This window comes from Halomonas faecis (genome assembly GCF_010993975.1).
Classification (GTDB): domain Bacteria; phylum Pseudomonadota; class Gammaproteobacteria; order Pseudomonadales; family Halomonadaceae; genus Halomonas; species Halomonas faecis.
This window is the reverse complement of the sequence record NZ_JAACZO010000007.1, coordinates 1-17,242: the sequence shown is the minus strand read 5'-3', so window position 1 is coordinate 17,242 and position 17,242 is coordinate 1. Positions and strand designations below refer to the sequence as shown.

The following is a 17,242-nucleotide window of genomic DNA, read 5'->3' as shown; positions in this document are numbered from 1 at the left end:
CTCGCTGGAAACCACCACCAACCACAGAGGAAATCGAGATGACCATCAAGACCGATGCTGCCCGGCGCGAACTCACCAAGGAAACCCTGTTCCGCTACCTGCCCGCGGAAAAGCAAGAGCAGGCCCTGGCGCAGCTAGCCGAGGGCGCGGATTGGGACACGGTAGCCGAGCGGGTCAACCAGTGGGTCGAGGAGGGCGACTGGGAGCGCCACGCTACCGAGAGCGGCACCCTAGAGAGGGAAGACGCCACAGCTGTCACCACGCCGTGAGGAGAGCGCTATGTCACGACATCGCTTTAGCAAAGTGCTCACCGAGGATCGCTCGGGTGATGACCTGCTGACCGATCGCCTCGGACATACTCTGGGCGAGTGGCGGGAGCATGGCGTCATCGGACATGACAGGCCCCTTGGCACGTACTTCTTCAACCTCGAGGGGAGTTGGATCTTCGGAACGACGCCTCGAGAGATCACCACGATTGCCGAACTCCAGGCTGTCATCGGCGCCATCTTCCCCGGCAGGGCAGTGCCTTTCGATGCCCGGGGACTGCGGGAGATCGCCCAAGGGGTCGAGGACACCCCGCATGTGCTCAACGGCGCCGAGATCGCGGCCCGTGCATCGGCTATCTCTGAGGAATATCTCAGCCGCCAAATCGACATGGCCCGCATGTTCGAGGAGGACAGTCATGCCGTTTGATTCGGCCTGGGAGCAGCCGGAGACTAGCCGGCTTCGCAAATGGATCATCAACGCGCCGCGACTGGTCGACTGCCTGTTCAGCGCCGTGGCGGTACTGGTGATCTGTTCCCTGGTGCTGCCCATGTTCCTGCTGCCACCCTGGCCTCAGCTCCTGGGCGGGCTGCTGATCGCCTTCATCGCCTTGGCCCTGGTGTTCGACATGATGCCCGAGATCATCTCGTGGCTGATCCTCCCGAGGCTGTTCCGCACCGGGGACGCCGTGCTTGTCCCAGCCACGGTGGCCGCGGCTGGCCCCTTCAGGTTGGCCAACAGTCCCCTTGCCAAGGGCAGGGTGATCGGGATCGAGGCTGCGGCGGCCTACTTGCGGGTCGGCTTCCCGAATGGGGATGCCGCGCTCATTCCGATCGCCTGGGCTCGCCTCGCGTGACCGGAGCAGTGCTCCAGCCTAGCCTCAGCGCAGGAGAGCCACGTAAGCTCTACAGCCCATCACCACCAGCAACGAGACCCTATGGAGCGCCCGACGAACCTCGTGGAGAGTTGGCTACAGGCCACCACCGCCAACGGCGAGCGACACGCTGACGCCCTGGCCCAGCTGAACGCTGACCTGGGCACGCGGCACCGCCTCAACCGGCTGTACGAATGGCGTGCCGGCACCTATCCGGTGCCGGCGCCCGTGCAGCTCTACATGCTGCGGGCCACCCTGGTCGACTCCATCCGTGCCGAGGGCGGCACTGTGCCAGACGATGCTGGCGCCTTCGCCGATCGGCTACTCCCACGCCTGCTTCCACCGCCCAGGGTGAAACCCAGAAAGTCTCCATAACTAGGGATCACGACCAACTGCCCTAGACACACGATCGCTACCGGATGACCGAGGACACAACATGCTAGCCGAGATCCAACTGGACATGTTTTCCAGCTCTGAAACGGGGGAGATTGGGAACGAGTTGATCCTCATGCGGACCCAGCGGATGAAGGCACATGGCGGGCCTCGTGATATGGAGCTGGCGCTGGCACGCATCCAGCTTGAGCCGCATGACGGCCAGTGGATGTGGTCGGTGTCGATCAACTCTGCGAACGGCTGCGGCTGCGGCTACCATGCGCTGCCGAAGTGGGGCAAGTTCGACTCGACTCGCCACGGTGCGCTCATCCAGGCTGCCGATGAACTCCGGGCTCTAATGGATCGGCTGACCGAACAGGAACAGAAGCGCGTAGCCAATTGGCTTGGCGCCATCCTGCCGAACCATGCAGCATGAGGAAAAGATCCATGAGTAATGACGCCACGCCGTTCGGGTCAGTCGCCGCGGCGGCCGACCATCCGACGAATGAGCACAGAGGCTACACGTATTCGTTCAGGGCAGAGTGTGACTACGATACCCAGCAGTTCTTGAGGGCTATCGACTTGTCAGGCTTCACTATCACTGGCTTGGTCATAGACCCCATTGATGGACTCCCTGATGTTCAGATGCAAATCACCACGGATGCTTCACTCGAGCAGCTGAGAGACATCCTACGATCAATCACGGATTCCCATGTCATGCTCCAGACGCTGCGCCAGGCGCCGCTTGCCGGCAACTCCTTAAAACGAGACTACGAGCTGGAATGACCATGGCCACCATCCAGATCCGCCACGATCGCGAGCACTTCATGAGCATGCTGAGCTACGCCGTCAGCCGCGAAAACCTCTGGGGCAACGTCGATATACTGACCTGTGACCGGGAGCCCGGCATGCTGCTGGTCCTCCGAGACCAGATAAACTTGGGGCATCTCGTGTCCACCGAATCCGTCTACGCCAGCTACGAGGAAGCCCTGGCCGAGCTGGGAAGCCTCCTGGATGAAGTCAACCCCGACCAGCGGCCCCTAAGCCACTTGTGAGGTCCGACTACGAACCGTGCAACATCAACGCAAGATCGAGCAGCATCGCGAGCGGGGCGGATAACAGGCGAGGGCGGTCTAAAGTGGCTGGTAGATGGCTCGTTGGCTATTCTGTTGTGTTCGCCCTGCGTCGTGGGGCGGTGTCGGCAAGCTAACCTCGGAGGTCTCCCAATGTCTGATGATCATCTGTTCGAGCAGCACGCGAAGGAAGCGGCAGAGGCGGCGGCCCGCGTTGCCTTTGCGAAAGGGATTGAAGTAGGTCAAGCGAAAGGCTTTGTTGAAGGTATGGCGGCTGGACAGGCTATCGGGTTCGTAGCTGGCGTACAGTCGGTTCAGGCTGCTCTTTCTGATGGCACTCGCAAAGGGTCTTCAGAGTGCGCAAGAGCGCTGGAAAGCCTCAAGCGCCTGGGCATCGATCGCCCGGAGTGATCGGCGATACAGCCCATAAGCCGCCCCGGTCCTGAGCCGGGGCTTTTTTATGCGCCAGCGGATTGCTCACCCCATCCTGATCGTCGGCAGCTCGTCCCACGAGGTCAGGAAGCGAGGTGTCGGCCGCTGAGCCCTCTGGCGCCAGCTCTGCTGAGGCCTTTCCCCGCCCAAGGACAACGTGCCTCGCCCGAACTCCCGGTTGACCGCATCCATCACCTTCATCAGCTGCGCCGATTGCTGGCGCTGGGTCTCAGGCTCCTGGGCCTCCAGCCAATCCAGCTGCAAGCCCTCGCGATCGGCGAGGTCGATCAGCATCACGCCCGCTTTCGCATACTGGAAGCCTGGCCGGTAGATCATGGCGAGCGCCCGTTGCGCCGTGGCCACGATCAGGCGGCTGTCATCGGTGGGGCGGGGCAGGGGGAGCGTCACACTCGGGTAGTCCTGAGGCAGGTCACTGCGAAACCGAGGGGTCGACAGGCACACCATCACGGCCCTGGCCACGGACTGCTGGCGCCGGGCCTTCGACGCACCAGCTTGTGCATGGGTTCTCACGGCCTCCTGGAGATCCGCCAGGTTGCCGGTGGCCTGGCCAAAGGTGCGGCTGGTCATGATGTTCTGCCGCTTCTGATCGATGTCGTCCAGGCGGATCACATCCAGACCGCGCAGCTCCCAGAGCGTCCGCTCGAGGACCACGCCGAATCGCTGACGGATGGCCTTGGAGTCGGCCTCCCTGAGCGCCAGCGCTGTCCTGATGCCAAGCCTGGCCAGCTTCTCTCCCGTACGTGAGGCCACCCCCCAAAGATCAGTGACCGGCATCTTCCCCAGGTGGGCCAGGGTTGCTGGATGATCGGCCTCGAGCACACAGACACCCCCGAAGGCGGGCTGCTTCTTGGCGATCCCGGTGGCCACCTTGGCAAGCGTTCGCGAGGGCGCCACGCCGATCGAGACAGGGATGCCGGTGCTGAGCTGGACGATCTGGCGCAGCTCCTCGGCATGGGCTTGCAGGGCCTCGAGGGAGAGGCCGGCGAGATCGATGAACTGCTCATCGATGCTATACGGCTCCACCGGGCCGGTCGTCGCCCGCATGGTGGCCACGACACGGCGCGACATCTCCCCGAACAGCGCATAGGCCGAACTCAGCAGAACGGTCTGCCGGCGAATGTCCGGCGCCAGCTGGAACACCGGGATACCGTTGGGCACCCCCAACGCCTTCAGCTCGTTCGATCGGGCCACAAGGCAGCCGTCCCCCGAAGAGAGCACCCCCACCGGGCGCCCCTTCAACGCCGGCATGAAGACGCGAAAAACGCTGACATAGAAGTTGTTGCAGTCGCAGTGGCCAATCATCGCCGGCCCCGGCCGCGGTGGGCATGGATGTTGTGTGTCACCACACCCCAGGTCTCACACTCCACACCGCGCAACGCGATGGGCGGGTAGGCCGGGTTCCCGGACAACAGGGCAGGCTGGCCGTGCCAGCGCCCCAGCTGCTTGCAGGTCAGCTCTCCGTCCAGGGCCACCACGATGATGTCACCCGTCACCGGCGCCAGCGAGCGATCCACGATCAGCAGATCCGAGTCATAGATGCCATGCCCCTCCATGCTGTCGCCCTTGGCACGGCAGAAGTAGCTGGCGCTGGGGTGTGGGATCAGGTGCTCGGTGAGGTCCAGGACGCGATCCAGCTCCGCATCAGCGTGGATGGGAAAGCCCGCTCGCACCTCGCCACTCATCAGCGGCAGGGCATGGCGGGACTGGCCCACGGATTGGCCCAGGATGTCGATATGGCCGCTTGAATGCTCACACGAGCATGAAGCGTCACCAGGATATGGGGTCAGCATGATGGCCTCCTTGTACTGTACATGTAAACAGTATCAGAGAGGCAGTAGGCTTGCTGCAAGACAAGCAGCAGGCGACAAGATCATTCCCTCCCCTGACCAGGAGAGCGGGATGGGCTACAGGCGTTTGTCCGGCGTGAAGGCGACTTCCCTCGCACTGTCAGCCAAGGCTTTGAAATCAGGGTGCCCGGGGTTGATCAGGTAGTTCGTCTCTCGGGGCACTACGACACTCGGCACCGCCAGCGCAAGGCTCGACTCGCTCTCAAGCCAACTATCGCCGATCTCGGCGGTTGAGGTTGGCGCCGGCTCCACCATCCAGTCTTCCGGCAGGCTATCGGCAGGCAGGCACAGCAGGGAGGCCTCCGGGATCGTCACCTCCAGCAGCGCATAGTGTTCCAGCAACCGGTAATCATCGAGGTGGACCATCACCTCGAGCATGGCCAGGGATTCAGCGCTGGCAAGGTACACACAGGCCTTACCCTTGCTATTCCACCGGCCGCCGTACAGGCGGGCACCCTCACCATCGAAGGCCGCCTGAAGCCACTTCCGCTTGACGAGGCGGTATCCGCGCACCGTGCTCACGCGAAGACGCCGTGCTCAAGTCGTCCGATCAGATCCAGCACGGCCTCAGCGCCAGCAGTCGTCGCCACCATCTCCACCGGCCGGCGTCCACCGAGGCCGCGCACCGGGTTGAGGAGCCAGCGCCGCGCCCGCTCCCGATCCCCTTCAAAAAGGTCGATGGCGCTCTTGTAGACCTCGGCAAAGCGGTACAGCCGATCGCCTTCGTCCTGCTTGAACCGGCCTGCCTTGGCTCGCCGCTGGAGTGTCGCAGAGGAGATGACGACATATCGCGCCAGCTCCTTGCTCTCCAGGCCGGATGCCGCGGCGAGCTTGGTGTAGACCTTGTACGAGACGCCCTCCTCCAGGGCCTCATGCAGCTCAGGCCCACGCGAGGGGAGTCCCAAGGCCTTCCAGAAATCGTCTTTCCGGGGCAGTGGCTTCGGCCGGTACTCTTTGATGACAGCTTCCACGGCAGCTCCTCCTATCACCTGATATGCCAACAGTATATCAGATGGTCTAAGCACCGCCATTGAGGTTGCCAGCGCCCCGGGTGAAACAGTGGAAGACACCTTGGTGGCGCTCCGAGGGTAGATGGAACCGGCATTCTCCTGCCGGTCGGCGCCAAGGCCCCTCCTGCATCCTCCGTAACGCCACGAGCGTTACATGTAGACAGCAGCGTTACACAGTGCTATGCTCATTCTGTCACTGGACTAAACCAGTCGGCATCGAAGCACACAAATAATGATAGAGCTTCGCTTAACTTACTAAAAGGAGATGACCATGGAGACATACAACGATTTAGTTTCAGTGCCGCATATATGCATAACGCGGCAACCATAGCCGGCCCATAACGGGCTAAGGAGAGCGTATTAGCACTTCCACAAAGTAGGAAAATATTATGAGCCAAGTTGCAGAGGCGCGAGACAAGATGTTGCCTCTCAATATGCGCGTTGAGAGCCGTAAACGCGCCCTTATTGATAGGGCTGTAGCCGAGTTGGGTGGGGATCGAACCAGTTTCGTCCTCGAAGCTGCATGCCGTCGTGCCGAAGACATTTTGCTTGATAGGCAGGTGTTTATGCTCGATGACAACTCGTTTGAAGCCTTCGAGAGGGCGCTAGAAACCCCAATCGAGGATAATCCATGTGTAGTGAAACTGATGAACCGAAAGAAGCGCTGGACGTAAATATCAAGGCGCCTGAAAAACTCGGAGAGCAACACGAACTCTCTAGCTTTGACTGCGGCCGTCCGTCTCTTAATGATTTTTTGAAATCAAGGGCATTGAAAAATGCCAGGAGCCGGGCGACCGTAACTTATGTGGTCTGCTATGAAGGCGGGAACCATGTGGCCGGATATTTTTCACTGGCCACGGGGGCAGTCATGCGCCAAGGCGCCCCCAAGAGGATGCAGCGCAACATGCCCACGGAAATTCCTGTGGTAGTGCTGGGCAGGCTGGCCGTTGACCAGCACTGCCAGGGGATTGGGCTCGGTGCCGACCTGCTGGCCGAAGCAGTCGACCGCGCCCTCGCTGCTGCTGAGCATGTTGCGGTGCGTGCATTGCTGGTTCATGCGCTTGATGAAGAGGCTGCGGCTTTCTACAAGCGTCACGGTTTCATCGAGACCCCGTTCGACCCTATGGTATTGATGCTGCCTTTGCCTGCATCAAAGGCATAGATCCTAAGGCAAGGCGGGCGGCGTATTAATCAAGCCGCCTGCCTTCATCTGCTATCCAAGGGAGCCCCCCTCCATTATCCAAGAAGGAACCGCCGGTTTCGCTGGCGCCAGCTGCTTATGGCCTACGATGCCAAGATCCCCTACGGCTTGCGTGACGATCGCCTCATTCATGTCAGCCAGCTTTCCCGAGGCGAGCGCGGCAACCGCTGTGCCTGTGTATGCCCTGAGTGCAAGTCCCCCCTCACAGCCCGAATGGGCGAGGTGAATCGGCACCACTTTGCGCACGCTGGTGGGAACCGACCCTGTGCAAAGGGCGCCGAAACCGGCATCCACCTGGCTGCAAAGCAGATGATCGCCGACAACCTGGCGATTCCAGTCCCGCTGCTCCAAGCCACGGTCGAAGGCAAAAACAGCCAAGGGTACGCCGTCAGGGAATCAATGCTGATCTTTAGAGGCCGCGATCGCCAGCCAGTAGACAAGGCCCAAGTCGAACATCACATGGGTAACATACGCCCGGATCTCATTGTGACCCTAGCCGGGGTAGAGATCCTGATCGAGGTGGCCGTGACCCACTATATCGACGCCGAGAAGCAACAACGTCTGGAGGCGCGAGGCCTGCGGTGCATAGAAATTGACCTGGGCGACATTCCCCGCACAGTGACCCCGGCTGAGCTGGCGTCCTATGTCTACGATCAGGCACGAGCCTACTGGATCGTGAACCCCAAGCTCGCAGCAGCAGAAGATGCTCTACGCCCCAAGCTCCTGCAGGCCATTGAGCGCGAGAACGCCAGAATCGAGAAAGCGCGGCAAGAGCGAGCGGACGAAGATAGGCGCCAGCGTGAGCACTACGAACGCATGGAAGCTCACTATTTGGCGATGGAGTCCGTCGCGGCTGAGAAACGTCGCAAAGAGGAAGAGGAAAAGCGCCAGCGATTACAGCGCGAGCGCCAACAAGCCGCCGAAGATGAGAGGCGCCGAGAGGCCGCGGAAAAGCAGCGCCAGCAACAGGCCTGGGAGCACGAACGCCAGCTCTTGGACTTGAACGGTATGCGTCGGCAAGCACAGGGGATCATTGAGGCCTGTCAACGCTTGGAGACACATTGGCAGCAGGCTCCAATGCCGAGTCAATACACCCTGCCGATGGCCAAGCGCCACGTGCCTCGAGCTTTGTCACGAATGGAAATCACGGAGATACCCCGCGCGCTAGCGACAAGCATCCCCTATGACTGGTTGTATGGGGTGCCGCCTCAGGAGTGGAAGCTCGTCGCCTTTCTCGAGGAAGTCTATACCCATGGCCGCCTTCGGCAGGAAGAGTGGATACCCATCCTGGGCATCGAGCGCTGCCTCAGCGATTTCGGCTACCGGCCAGTCAGACCGCTCCATCTAGCAACAGAGCTTCAGAACACTGCGCAGCATTACCGGGTGCTTGGCGACGACTCAAGCATGCTGGCGCTGGCACAGCTACCCAAGCCACGGGATGCCATCGCTGAGTTCCTGGGTGAATTGGCTAGCTGTAGCGGCTCACAATGCTGAGGACCTTCGGATTGCAAACACGCCCCCAGCGGACTCACATTGCTTGCAACCATCTGCCGCCACCGGCCCGCATTCTTTGCAACACGGCTTGCAATACGAATTGGCGGGATCGCAATCAGCACATCCGAGTGCAGATGACCTGCAACTGCGCGCCATCTAGCGAACAAGCTACAGTCGTCGCGACTAGATCTGGGCGGACATTGGCCGCCCAGTTGGTCGTGTGGATGGTAGTGCAGATGAAGCCGCAGATCTTCGGCCTGATGGTCGCGGTTGGAATCATCCATGCCGAATGGGACGCCCTCACGGTGCGTGATCATGCCAGGGTACGCGCTGAAGCGGGCGAGCTTGCCCTGCAGTGCCCGGCGGATCTGGATACCGACGCACTCGGCACGTTCACCGGGGAGGTCGAGCGCACCGGCACGCCGCTGGAGACGGCCATCGCCAAGGCGCGCCTGGGCATGGCGGCAAGCGGCACTGCGCTGGGGCTCGCCAACGAAGGCAGCTTCGGGGCGCATCCCGCCAATCCCTTCATCCCCGGCAACCAGGAGCTGCTGGTGCTGGTGGACGAGGAGCGCGGCATGGTGGTGCAGGAGTCGCTGCTCAGCCACCGCACATGTCACTCGCAGACGCGGGCGCTCGACATCGACGCGCTGCAGCCTTATCTCCAACGAATCGGCTTCCCGCGCCAGGGGGTGATCGTGCGGCCGGCCGTCGCCCCCGCGGGGGTGCATCTGTACAAGGGGCTGACCGACTGGACGACCGTCGCTAACGCGCTGGGCATGTGCGCCCACGCTTCGGAAGACGGCCATGCGCTGGTGCAGCCCGATTTGCGCGCGCACCTCTCCCCCTTGCGGATGCGCGTCATCCGCCGGCTGGGCTGGCGCATGGCCGAGCGCCTGGCGCGGCTGTGCCCGAGCTGCGCGAGCCCCGGCTTCGGCCGCCTGGAGAGCCGCTCGGGGCTGCCCTGCGCCTGGTGCGCCGAGCCGACGCGGCTGCCTTTAGCGGAAATCCAGGGCTGTAGCGCCTGCAGTCACCGCGAGACCCGGCCGCCGGCCCATGGCCTGCGCGAGGCGGATGCAGGCTACTGCGATCGCTGCAATCCGTAAGAGCTGGTGTTTCAGATACCGATCGGAGACCGACGATGAGCAACGATAACAAGCGCCGCTACTCCAGCCAGCTGGTGGACGGCATCAAGAAGGCGCCCAGCCGCGCCATGCTGCGGGCGGTGGGCTTTACCGACGCCGATTTCCGCAAGCCGCAGGTGGGCATCGCCTCCACCTGGAGCATGGTCACGCCCTGCAATATGCACATCAACGGCCTGGCGGATCAGGCCGCGGCCGGCGTGGATGCCGCCGGCGGCAAGGGCGTGATCTTCAACACCATCACCATCTCCGACGGCATCGCCAACGGCAACGAGGCGATGAAGTACTCGCTGGTCTCCCGCGAGGTGATCGCCGATTCCATCGAGACGGTGGCCGGCTGCCAGGGCTTCGACGGCCTGGTGGCCATCGGCGGCTGCGACAAGAACATGCCCGGCTGCCTGATGGCCATCGGCCGGCTCGACCGGCCGGCGGTGTTCGTCTACGGTGGCACCATCCGCCCGGGCAAGAACCGCACCGACATCATCTCCGTGTTCGAGGCCGTCGGCGCCCACGCCAAGGGAGTTATGAATGAGGCGCAGGTGCAGGAGATCGAGCGCACCGCCATCCCCGGCCCCGGCTCCTGCGGCGGCATGTACACGGCCAACACCCTGGCCTCGGCCATTGAGGCGCTGGGCCTGAGCCTGCCCGGCAGCTCGGCGCAGGAGGCCGTCTCCGGCAGCAAGGCGGGGGACTGCCGGCGCGCCGGGGCGGCGGTGCTGAACCTGCTGGAGCGCGGCATCACCCCGCGCCGGATCATGACCCGCGAGGCCTTCGAGAACGCCATCACCATGACCATAGCTCTCGGCGGCTCCACCAACGCGGTGCTGCACCTGATCGCCATGGCCGATGTGGTGGGCGTGCCGATCACGCTGGACGACTTCGTGCAGCTGGGCCAGCGCACGCCGGTGCTGGCGGACCTGCGGCCCAGTGGCCGTAATTTGATGTCCGAGCTGATCGCCATCGGCGGCATCCAGCCGCTGATGAAGCGCCTGCTCGACGCCGGCCTGCTCCATGGCGACTGCCTGACGGTTACCGGCCGCACGCTGGCGGAGAACCTGGCCGGGGCCGCCGACTACCCGCCGGGGCAGGACATCATCCGGCCACTGGACAAGCCCATCAAGGCGGACGGCCATATTCGCATCCTCTACGGCAACCTCGCCCCCGGCGGGGCGGTGGCCAAGATCACCGGCAAGGAGGGCACGCGCTTCTCCGGGCCGGCACGGGTGTTCCACTCGGAAGAGGAGGCCATGGACCGCATCCTCGACGGCACCGTCCAGGCCGGCGAGGTGCTGGTGATCCGCTACGAGGGCCCCAAGGGCGGCCCGGGTATGAGGGAGATGTTGTCGCCCACCTCCGCCATCATGGGGCGGGGGTTGGGCAAGGAGGTGGCGCTGATCACCGACGGCCGCTTCTCCGGCGGCAGCCATGGCTTCGTGGTCGGTCACGTGACGCCGGAAGCGGTGGAGGGCGGGCCGCTGGCCATCGTCGAGAACGGCGACCGCATCACCATCGACGCCGAGCGCAACGAGATCACGCTGCATGTGGAGGAGCGGGAGATCGCCGCACGCCTGGCCGCCTGGAGCCCGCCGCCGCCGCGCTACACTCGCGGTGTGTTGGCCAAGTTCGCCCGCAGCGTGCGCTCGGCCTCGGAGGGGGCGGTGACCGACCGCTTCGACTAGTCGTGGCCGGCCTACGAGGTGCCGTCCTGCTGCCGGCTTCCCGCGCTGTCGAGCAGAATGCGCAGAAGCGGGTTGGGAAACCTTCGCTCGGCGGTGACCGCATAGAAGCTCTCCGCAATCCCGGGAAGGCTGTCCGCCTCCACCAGCAGCCCCCCCGCCAGCTCGTCCTTGACCACAATGGGTGGCAACACCGCAAGCCCGATGCCCTCCCGGGCCAGCAGACGCATCATGGCCATGTCGTCGACCTCGGCGACGATCTGCGGGCGGATGCCCAGGCGGTCGGTCAGGGCGTCGAACCCCGTTCGCGCGCTGCCGTGCAGGGGCAAGATCATGGGCTGAGAGGCCAGCAGATCGGCCAAGGTGTCCCGGTCCCGCAGGCGCGCGGGCGGGCCGATCAGGCTGACCCGCTGTTCGGCCAGCCGATGCGTAACAAAAGGGCTTGCGGCGTCCTGCGCAGGCGGGTGATTGATCAGGACCACGTCGAGGCTGAGCGCCTCGAGGCCTTGCAGCAGCTCCACCGCACCGGCGGCGCGCAGGATCACCTCGACGTCCGGGCGCTCCAGGATAGGTCGCAGAAACCCGAGCTGAAAGTTCCGCGACAAGGTCGCCAGCGCACCCACGCGCAGGATCTGCCGCGTGTGGCCGCTCATTTTCAGGGTCGCGACCAGCTCATCGCCGGTGGCGAAGATCGCGTCCGCGTAGTCGAGCGCGATGCGGCCGGCTTCCGTCAGGTGGAGCTGCCGGCCGCGGCGGTCGAACAGGGCATGGCCCAGACGCTCCTCCAGGGTCCGAATCTGCACCGAAAGTGCTGACTGCGAGAGGTTGAGCCGCTGCGCCGTGCGCGTAAGGTTGCCGTCGTGGGCGACGGCGCGGAAATAGCGAAGATGGTGGTAGTTCAGGTCGCGCATATCGTTCTATATAAACGAACGTATCGTTACGAACAATGTATTTTTTATCAGCTTGAGGGGCTGCTACGTTTGCTCCGGTCCGCATCACCCTTTGATAAGGAGAAGCCGTTGCTTTCGTATCTGTTGCCGCTCGCGGCGCCGGCCGTGCTGATGCTGGCTGCCGCCGCCGCATTCCTGAATCCCGGCAAGCGACCGCGCCTGACGCCTCGGCTCGCGGAGACCGCAGCGCTGGTTTCTTTCGCCATCGCGATGTTGGCGGCCGTCGTCCTGGTCATTCACGGCCCGGGCACCAGTCCGGTGCTGGGCCTCGACGAATTCGGGCTCTCGGTCCGCGTCGACGCCGTCAGCACCGCCATGCTGCTGCTCGTATCCTTCGTCGGCTGGGTCGTGCTGCGTTACGCGGCCACCTATATGGATGGCGAAGCGCGGCAGGGCGCATTCACTGGCTGGCTGTGCGCGACCCTTGCGGCAGTGCTGCTGCTGGTTCAGGCCGGCAACCTGGTCCAGTTCGTCGGCGCGTGGATCGTGATCAGCGTCTTCCTCCACCGGCTCCTGCTGTTCTATCCGGATCGGGTCGAGGCACAGCGAGCGGCGCGCAAGATGTTCATGGCCGCCGGCGCCGGCGGCACTGCGCTACTCGCCGCCGCCGTGCTATTAGCGGTTGGTTTCGGCACCGCTGACATTGCCAACATCAACCAGGCGGCTCGCATTGCTGAAGGGTCTACCGCCATGCTCTGGGCCGCCGGGTTACTGGCGGTCGTCGCAGTGCTGAAGTCAGCCCAGTTCCCGGCCCACGGCTGGCTGACGGAGGTGATGGAAGCTCCTACGCCGGTCTCGGCGCTGCTCCACGCCGGGGTCATCAATGCCGGCGGCTTCCTGCTGATCCGCTTTGCCGACGTGATGCTGCTGGCCCCGGGGGTGCTGGCGGTACTGGTGATGATCGGCGGCTTCACGGCGCTGTTCGGCGGCCTGGTGATGCTGACGCAGCCCGCGGTCAAGACCTCGCTCGCCTGGTCCACGGTGGCGCAGACGGGCTTCATGATCCTGCAGTGCGGGCTCGCGCTGTTTCCCATCGCGCTGCTGCACATCGTCGCCCATTCGCTCTACAAGGCCCATGCGTTCCTGGCGTCGGGCGACGCGGTCGAGCGGGTGGCGGCAATCCGGCGGCCCGGGCCGGTGGCCATCCCCGACAAGGCGGCCGTGGCGCGCGCGTTCGTGCTCGCGCTGGTGATCTACGGCGCGATCGGCGCGATCGTCGGCTTCGACGGCAAATCACCCCAGGCGATCGCGCTCGGCGCGATCCTGATCTTCGGCGTGGCTTATCTGCTGGCGCAGGGGCTGGCGGATGCCGCGCCGAAGGTGTTGACCCGGCTCACCGGGCTCTACTCAGTGGCGGCCGCCGCCGCCTACTTCGCGCTGCAGACGGGTGCCGAGTGGCTGACGGCCGGCGCGCTGCCCTCGACCCCCGCGCCGGGCCCCCTCGAGTGGGCGCTAATCGTCCTCGCCGTCTTCAGCTTCGGCTTGGTGGCGGTGGCGCAGGCGACGTTTCCGCTCTGGGCTTACCACCCGGCGGCGGCGGGCCTGCGCGTGCATCTATCCAACGGTCTTTACGCCAACGCGCTGTTCAACCGCCTCATCGGTGGCTGGTCGATGCGTCAATCCAGACGGAGTCTCTGACAGTGGCGAAGCATTTCTCTACCCTCAGCCTTTGCCCCAACTCGCTGGCCGATGCCGCCGCCGCGGCAGCACAAGCGATTCCGCCGCTCTGGCCGCTGGACTCGAGTGTTGCGGTCAACCCGTTTCTCGGGCAGGTCCACGAGGATCTGGCCGCGGCGGGTGCGCGGCTGGCGCGGGTCTCGGGCATGGCCGTCGCCATGCCCCGCAGTTGGTATCACGCGCGGATCGCCTCGGGCGCGATCGGTGAAGCTGAGCTTGCCGCGGCGCTAGCTGCGGCGCCGGCCGCGCAGCGTCCTGCGAGCGTTGCCGCGCTGAAGGCGGCGGCGGCCAAGCCGGCGCCCGAGGCCCGGGCGCTGCCTACCGTGGCCGAACTCGCGGCCGAGGCTTCCGGCATCGACTGGCCGGGCATCATCGCCGAGCGGTTCGGCGCCTGGGCGGCCGCCTACTTCGATGAGGGGCAGGCGCTATGGGCCGCGCCTCGCGGCAAAGGGGCCTACGCGGCCTGGCGTGCTGTCGCGACCTACGATCTTACGCCCGAAATTGCGGGCCTCTCCGGGTTCGCGGCTTTTGTGGCGCACGCGCCTGAGCGCGCGCAGGAGTCGCTGGTTCGGGCCGCGCGCCGCCTCGGGCTCGCGGGGGCGGCGCTCGAAACCTACTTCCATCAACTGCTGATGACCCTCGGCGGCTGGGCCCAGTATGCGCGCTACAGGCTCTGGCAGGCGGAGCTGGCAGGCGAGTCGGATAACACGGTCACGGATCTCCTCGTCATCCGCCTGATCTGGGAGGAGGCGCTTTTCGAGCAGTACGCCGAGGACATTGCTGCCCAGTGGGAAGCAGTGCGCGCCGCCCATGCCTCGCCGCCCGAGCCGAGCACCGCCCTGGTGATCGACACCATCTTGCAGGATGCGGCCGAGCGCGCGGCCCAGCGCGAACTCGCCGCAGCGCTGCAAGCGCCTGCAAAGGCACCGCCCGCGGCCTCGCGTCCGGGGCTGCAGGCGGCGTTCTGCATCGACGTGCGCTCGGAGGTGTTCCGGCGCGCTCTCGAGCACGTCGACCCGGCCATCCGGACCTCGGGCTTCGCCGGCTTCTTCGGGATTGCAACGACTCATTATCGGTTCGCATCGGACGTGCGGGAGCAGCGGCTACCGGTCCTTCTCAATCCTGGCGTGTCGAGCCGTTCGGGTGGTCCGCAAGACGCCGAGACCGATAGAACCGCACGCTTTACGATGCGGGCCAAGCGGGCCTGGGGCCGCTTCAAGCTGGCCGCCGTTTCCTCCTTCGCCTTCGTGGAGGCAACGGGGCCTGTCTACCTGGCGAAGCTCCTACGCGACGCGTTGGGGCTCGCCCCCGCGCCCGCGCCGAACGATCCGCCGCCACGCTTCGACCCCGCCCTCGACGTCGAGTCGCGCATCGACACGGCCGAGCAGATTCTGCGGGCCATGTCGCTCACCCGGGACTTTGCCCGCCTCGTACTGCTGACGGGCCATGGTGCGCGGGTGGTCAACAACCCTCAGGCCAGCGCGCTGCACTGCGGGGCCTGCGGGGGCTATTCCGGCGAGGTCAACGCGCGGCTGCTGGCGGGGCTTCTGAACGATCCGCAGGTAAGGCAGGGGCTGGCAGCCCGGGGCATCGCGATCCCTGATGACACGCTGTTCCTCGCCGCGCTGCACGATACCACCACGGACACCGTCACCCTCTATGAGGCGGACCACGCGGTTGCGACGCACCAGGAGGATATCGCACGGGCGCGGGCATGGTTGGCTGCAGCGGGCAGAGCCGCCCGGGCCGAGCGCGCACTGCGCCTGCCCGGAGCCAATCGGGAGCGGGACGTGCCGCGGCGTAGCCGCAACTGGGCCGAGGTGCGTCCGGAATGGGCTCTGGCCGGCTGCAAGGCCTTTATCGCCGCCCCGCGTTGTCGCACCGCGGGTAAAAATCTCGCGGGTCGGGCGTTTCTGCACGATTACGATTGGCGGCAGGACGATGGGTTCAGCGTGCTCGAGCTGATCATGACGGCACCGGTGGTGGTGGCGAGCTGGATCAGCCTCCAGTACTACGGCTCCACGGTGGCGCCAGAGATCTTCGGATCCGGCAACAAGCTCCTCCACAACGTCACCGGCGGCATCGGCGTCGTCGAGGGCAACGGGGGAGCGCTGCGGCCCGGCCTGGCTTGGCAGTCGATTCATGATGGTGAAGCGTTCGTCCATGAGCCACTGCGTCTGTCGGTATGTATCGAGGCGCCGCGCGAGGCGATGACGGACATCCTGCAACGCCACGCCGGCGTGCGTGCGCTGTTCGACAACCGCTGGTTGCATCTGTTCGCGCTCGACGACACCGGCCGCATGGCCTTGCGGTATGCCGGCGACTTCAATTGGGAGCCCCTAGAAGTGGGCATGGGTGCCGAGTCCCCCCTTCGGGAGTCGGCTGAATGACATTCGCCGGCCCCGTCACTTTCAGTCACGGCGCTGCGATCAGCTTCCGTGCTTCCGCCTGTCGGTCGATAGCGCAATTTGGGCCAATCGAGGTGTGTTATGAGTTCATTTGCCGAAGTTCACCGCCCCGAGGACCTCGTCCGCGCGTGTGAGGACATCGCCGCTTTTCTGGCTTTCCACTGCAAAAAACAGCCGGCCTCGCGCTGCGGAGTCTTCGCCGGGATATGGCTTGGCCCCAGCATTGAAGGCGACCTGGGTGTGGAGGCGTCGACGCTTCCATCCTGGTTCGGGACAAGCCGCGACTCCGTGGGCGTAAGCGGGATCTGGAGTCTGTACTGGTTGAAGTCGGACAGGGTATGCCGCCTTGCGCTCGTGGACCTGCTGCTGGAGATGCGAGCGCCCAGCGCTGAAGGAACCGTGCTCGGACGATTCATCCCGGTATTTCGGGATGATCTACCGGCATCTGAGGTGCAGTCGGAGGTGGATCGGCTCTGGCGTTACCATCCGCTGTGCGTCCTCCCGCCGCTCTGGCAGGAAAGCAGGACCGGACGAATTCTGCTACCACACGACTACGTCGCGTTGACGAAACTTAGCCGGTTCTGATCTTGTTGTAGCCGCTCGCGGCATGTTGCGCATGCCACCATACCGTCGACGATGCGGCATAGGCGCGTCCGAGAAACCCTGGTTTTCTGCGGCTATGTTGGTATCTGTTGTTGGTCTGCGCCTATCGCTGCGCGAAACCACGCCTCCTCTGCTGGCTTCGCGGTTTCAAACAGCCGCCGCCATGCCAGGTAATTGGGTAAGTACGCGGTCCCCACC

General features: G+C 64.6%; 21 protein-coding genes and 1 pseudogene. 16 read left to right on the top strand and 6 right to left on the bottom strand.

All coding sequences use genetic code 11. The annotated features are described in order from the left end of the window. The first annotated feature begins 38 nt into the window (after positions 1 to 38). The 8 genes from GFD32_RS04125 to GFD32_RS04090 all read left to right on the top strand — a co-directional run bounded on the left by GFD32_RS04125 (position 39) and on the right by GFD32_RS04090 (position 2,994). Entirely contained in the window at positions 39 to 269 is a 231-nt protein-coding gene (locus GFD32_RS04125; protein ID WP_163575300.1) for a hypothetical protein, read from the top strand. Between the two features lie 10 nt (positions 270 to 279). Next, on the top strand, positions 280 to 693 hold the full coding sequence (locus GFD32_RS04120) for a hypothetical protein (RefSeq protein WP_163575299.1): 414 nt from the start codon (positions 280 to 282) through the stop codon (positions 691 to 693). After that, positions 683 to 1,120, top strand: a complete 438-nt coding sequence (locus tag GFD32_RS04115; protein WP_163575298.1) for a hypothetical protein — start codon at positions 683 to 685, stop codon at positions 1,118 to 1,120. The genes GFD32_RS04120 and GFD32_RS04115 overlap by 11 nt, the downstream gene beginning before the upstream one ends. Positions 1,121 to 1,201: 81 nt before the next feature. Continuing rightward, on the top strand, positions 1,202 to 1,513 hold the full coding sequence (locus tag GFD32_RS04110) for a hypothetical protein (RefSeq protein WP_163575297.1): 312 nt from the start codon (positions 1,202 to 1,204) through the stop codon (positions 1,511 to 1,513). A gap of 61 nt (positions 1,514 to 1,574) precedes the next feature. Further along, positions 1,575 to 1,946 (top strand): hypothetical protein, encoded by a 372-nt coding sequence (locus GFD32_RS04105; protein ID WP_163575296.1) that lies wholly within the window; start codon positions 1,575 to 1,577, stop codon positions 1,944 to 1,946. Positions 1,947 to 1,957: 11 nt separating this feature from the next. After that, positions 1,958 to 2,296, top strand: a complete 339-nt coding sequence (locus tag GFD32_RS04100) for a hypothetical protein (protein WP_163575295.1) — start codon at positions 1,958 to 1,960, stop codon at positions 2,294 to 2,296. Further along, on the top strand, positions 2,293 to 2,565 hold the full coding sequence (locus GFD32_RS04095) for a hypothetical protein (RefSeq protein WP_163575294.1): 273 nt from the start codon (positions 2,293 to 2,295) through the stop codon (positions 2,563 to 2,565). The genes GFD32_RS04100 and GFD32_RS04095 overlap by 4 nt, the downstream gene beginning before the upstream one ends. A 171-nt stretch (positions 2,566 to 2,736) precedes the next feature. Next, positions 2,737 to 2,994 carry a hypothetical protein gene (locus GFD32_RS04090; protein WP_240455547.1) on the top strand — a complete coding sequence of 86 codons (258 nt, stop codon included), beginning with the start codon at positions 2,737 to 2,739 and terminating at the stop codon, positions 2,992 to 2,994. A gap of 66 nt (positions 2,995 to 3,060) precedes the next feature. On the opposite strand, the gene GFD32_RS04085 is transcribed toward GFD32_RS04090, so the two are convergent. The 4 genes from GFD32_RS04085 to parS form a co-directional block, all read right to left on the bottom strand. Next, positions 3,061 to 4,338: a Y-family DNA polymerase gene (locus tag GFD32_RS04085; protein ID WP_163575293.1), complete on the bottom strand. Its 1,278-nt coding sequence runs from the start codon at positions 4,336 to 4,338 to the stop codon at positions 3,061 to 3,063. Beyond that, complete coding sequence (locus GFD32_RS04080; RefSeq protein WP_163575292.1) at positions 4,335 to 4,826, bottom strand: LexA family protein; 492 nt, start codon at positions 4,824 to 4,826, stop codon at positions 4,335 to 4,337. The genes GFD32_RS04085 and GFD32_RS04080 overlap by 4 nt, the downstream gene beginning before the upstream one ends. Before the next feature lie 114 nt (positions 4,827 to 4,940). Beyond that, the gene (locus tag GFD32_RS04075; protein ID WP_163575291.1) at positions 4,941 to 5,405 is read right to left on the bottom strand and encodes an RES family NAD+ phosphorylase; all 465 of its coding nucleotides are present in this window, start codon (positions 5,403 to 5,405) and stop codon (positions 4,941 to 4,943) included. Then, positions 5,402 to 5,854 carry a type II RES/Xre toxin-antitoxin system antitoxin gene (gene parS, locus GFD32_RS04070; protein ID WP_163575290.1) on the bottom strand — a complete coding sequence of 151 codons (453 nt, stop codon included), beginning with the start codon at positions 5,852 to 5,854 and terminating at the stop codon, positions 5,402 to 5,404. The genes GFD32_RS04075 and parS overlap by 4 nt, the downstream gene beginning before the upstream one ends. Positions 5,855 to 6,282: 428 nt before the next feature. Between parS and GFD32_RS04065 the strand changes: the two genes are divergently transcribed. From GFD32_RS04065 to ilvD, 5 genes are all read left to right on the top strand, one after another. After that, a complete protein-coding gene (locus GFD32_RS04065; RefSeq protein ID WP_163575289.1) occupies positions 6,283 to 6,567 on the top strand; it encodes a type II toxin-antitoxin system TacA family antitoxin in 285 nt (94 codons plus the stop codon). After that, a complete protein-coding gene (locus tag GFD32_RS04060) occupies positions 6,525 to 7,055 on the top strand; it encodes a GNAT family N-acetyltransferase (protein ID WP_163575288.1) in 531 nt (176 codons plus the stop codon). The genes GFD32_RS04065 and GFD32_RS04060 overlap by 43 nt, the downstream gene beginning before the upstream one ends. Positions 7,056 to 7,172: 117 nt before the next feature. Beyond that, positions 7,173 to 8,588, top strand: a complete 1,416-nt coding sequence (locus GFD32_RS04055) for a competence protein CoiA family protein (protein WP_163575287.1) — start codon at positions 7,173 to 7,175, stop codon at positions 8,586 to 8,588. A gap of 236 nt (positions 8,589 to 8,824) precedes the next feature. Then, entirely contained in the window at positions 8,825 to 9,694 is an 870-nt protein-coding gene (locus GFD32_RS04050) for a DUF6671 family protein (RefSeq protein WP_205599044.1), read from the top strand. 35 nt (positions 9,695 to 9,729) lie between these two features. Then, positions 9,730 to 11,409: a dihydroxy-acid dehydratase gene (ilvD, locus tag GFD32_RS04045; protein WP_163575286.1), complete on the top strand. Its 1,680-nt coding sequence runs from the start codon at positions 9,730 to 9,732 to the stop codon at positions 11,407 to 11,409. An 11-nt stretch (positions 11,410 to 11,420) separates the two neighbouring features. Here the strand turns inward: ilvD and GFD32_RS04040 are convergent, their stop codons facing one another. Then, positions 11,421 to 12,317, bottom strand: a complete 897-nt coding sequence (locus tag GFD32_RS04040; RefSeq protein WP_163575285.1) for a LysR family transcriptional regulator — start codon at positions 12,315 to 12,317, stop codon at positions 11,421 to 11,423. Positions 12,318 to 12,425: 108 nt separating this feature from the next. Here GFD32_RS04040 and GFD32_RS04035 point away from each other — a divergent pair, with 108 nt between their 5' ends. The 3 genes from GFD32_RS04035 to GFD32_RS04025 all read left to right on the top strand — a co-directional run bounded on the left by GFD32_RS04035 (position 12,426) and on the right by GFD32_RS04025 (position 17,026). After that, positions 12,426 to 13,994, top strand: coding sequence for a proton-conducting transporter transmembrane domain-containing protein (locus tag GFD32_RS04035; RefSeq protein ID WP_163575284.1), 1,569 nt, complete (start codon positions 12,426 to 12,428; stop codon positions 13,992 to 13,994). Between the two features lie 2 nt (positions 13,995 to 13,996). Continuing rightward, a complete protein-coding gene (locus GFD32_RS04030) occupies positions 13,997 to 16,423 on the top strand; it encodes a YbcC family protein (protein WP_163575283.1) in 2,427 nt (808 codons plus the stop codon). A gap of 99 nt (positions 16,424 to 16,522) precedes the next feature. Beyond that, on the top strand, positions 16,523 to 17,026 hold the full coding sequence (locus tag GFD32_RS04025) for a hypothetical protein (protein ID WP_163575282.1): 504 nt from the start codon (positions 16,523 to 16,525) through the stop codon (positions 17,024 to 17,026). A gap of 92 nt (positions 17,027 to 17,118) precedes the next feature. On the opposite strand, the pseudogene GFD32_RS04020 reads toward GFD32_RS04025, so the two are convergent. Further along, positions 17,119 to 17,242: pseudogene (locus GFD32_RS04020) on the bottom strand (IS1595 family transposase); the annotation flags it as partial.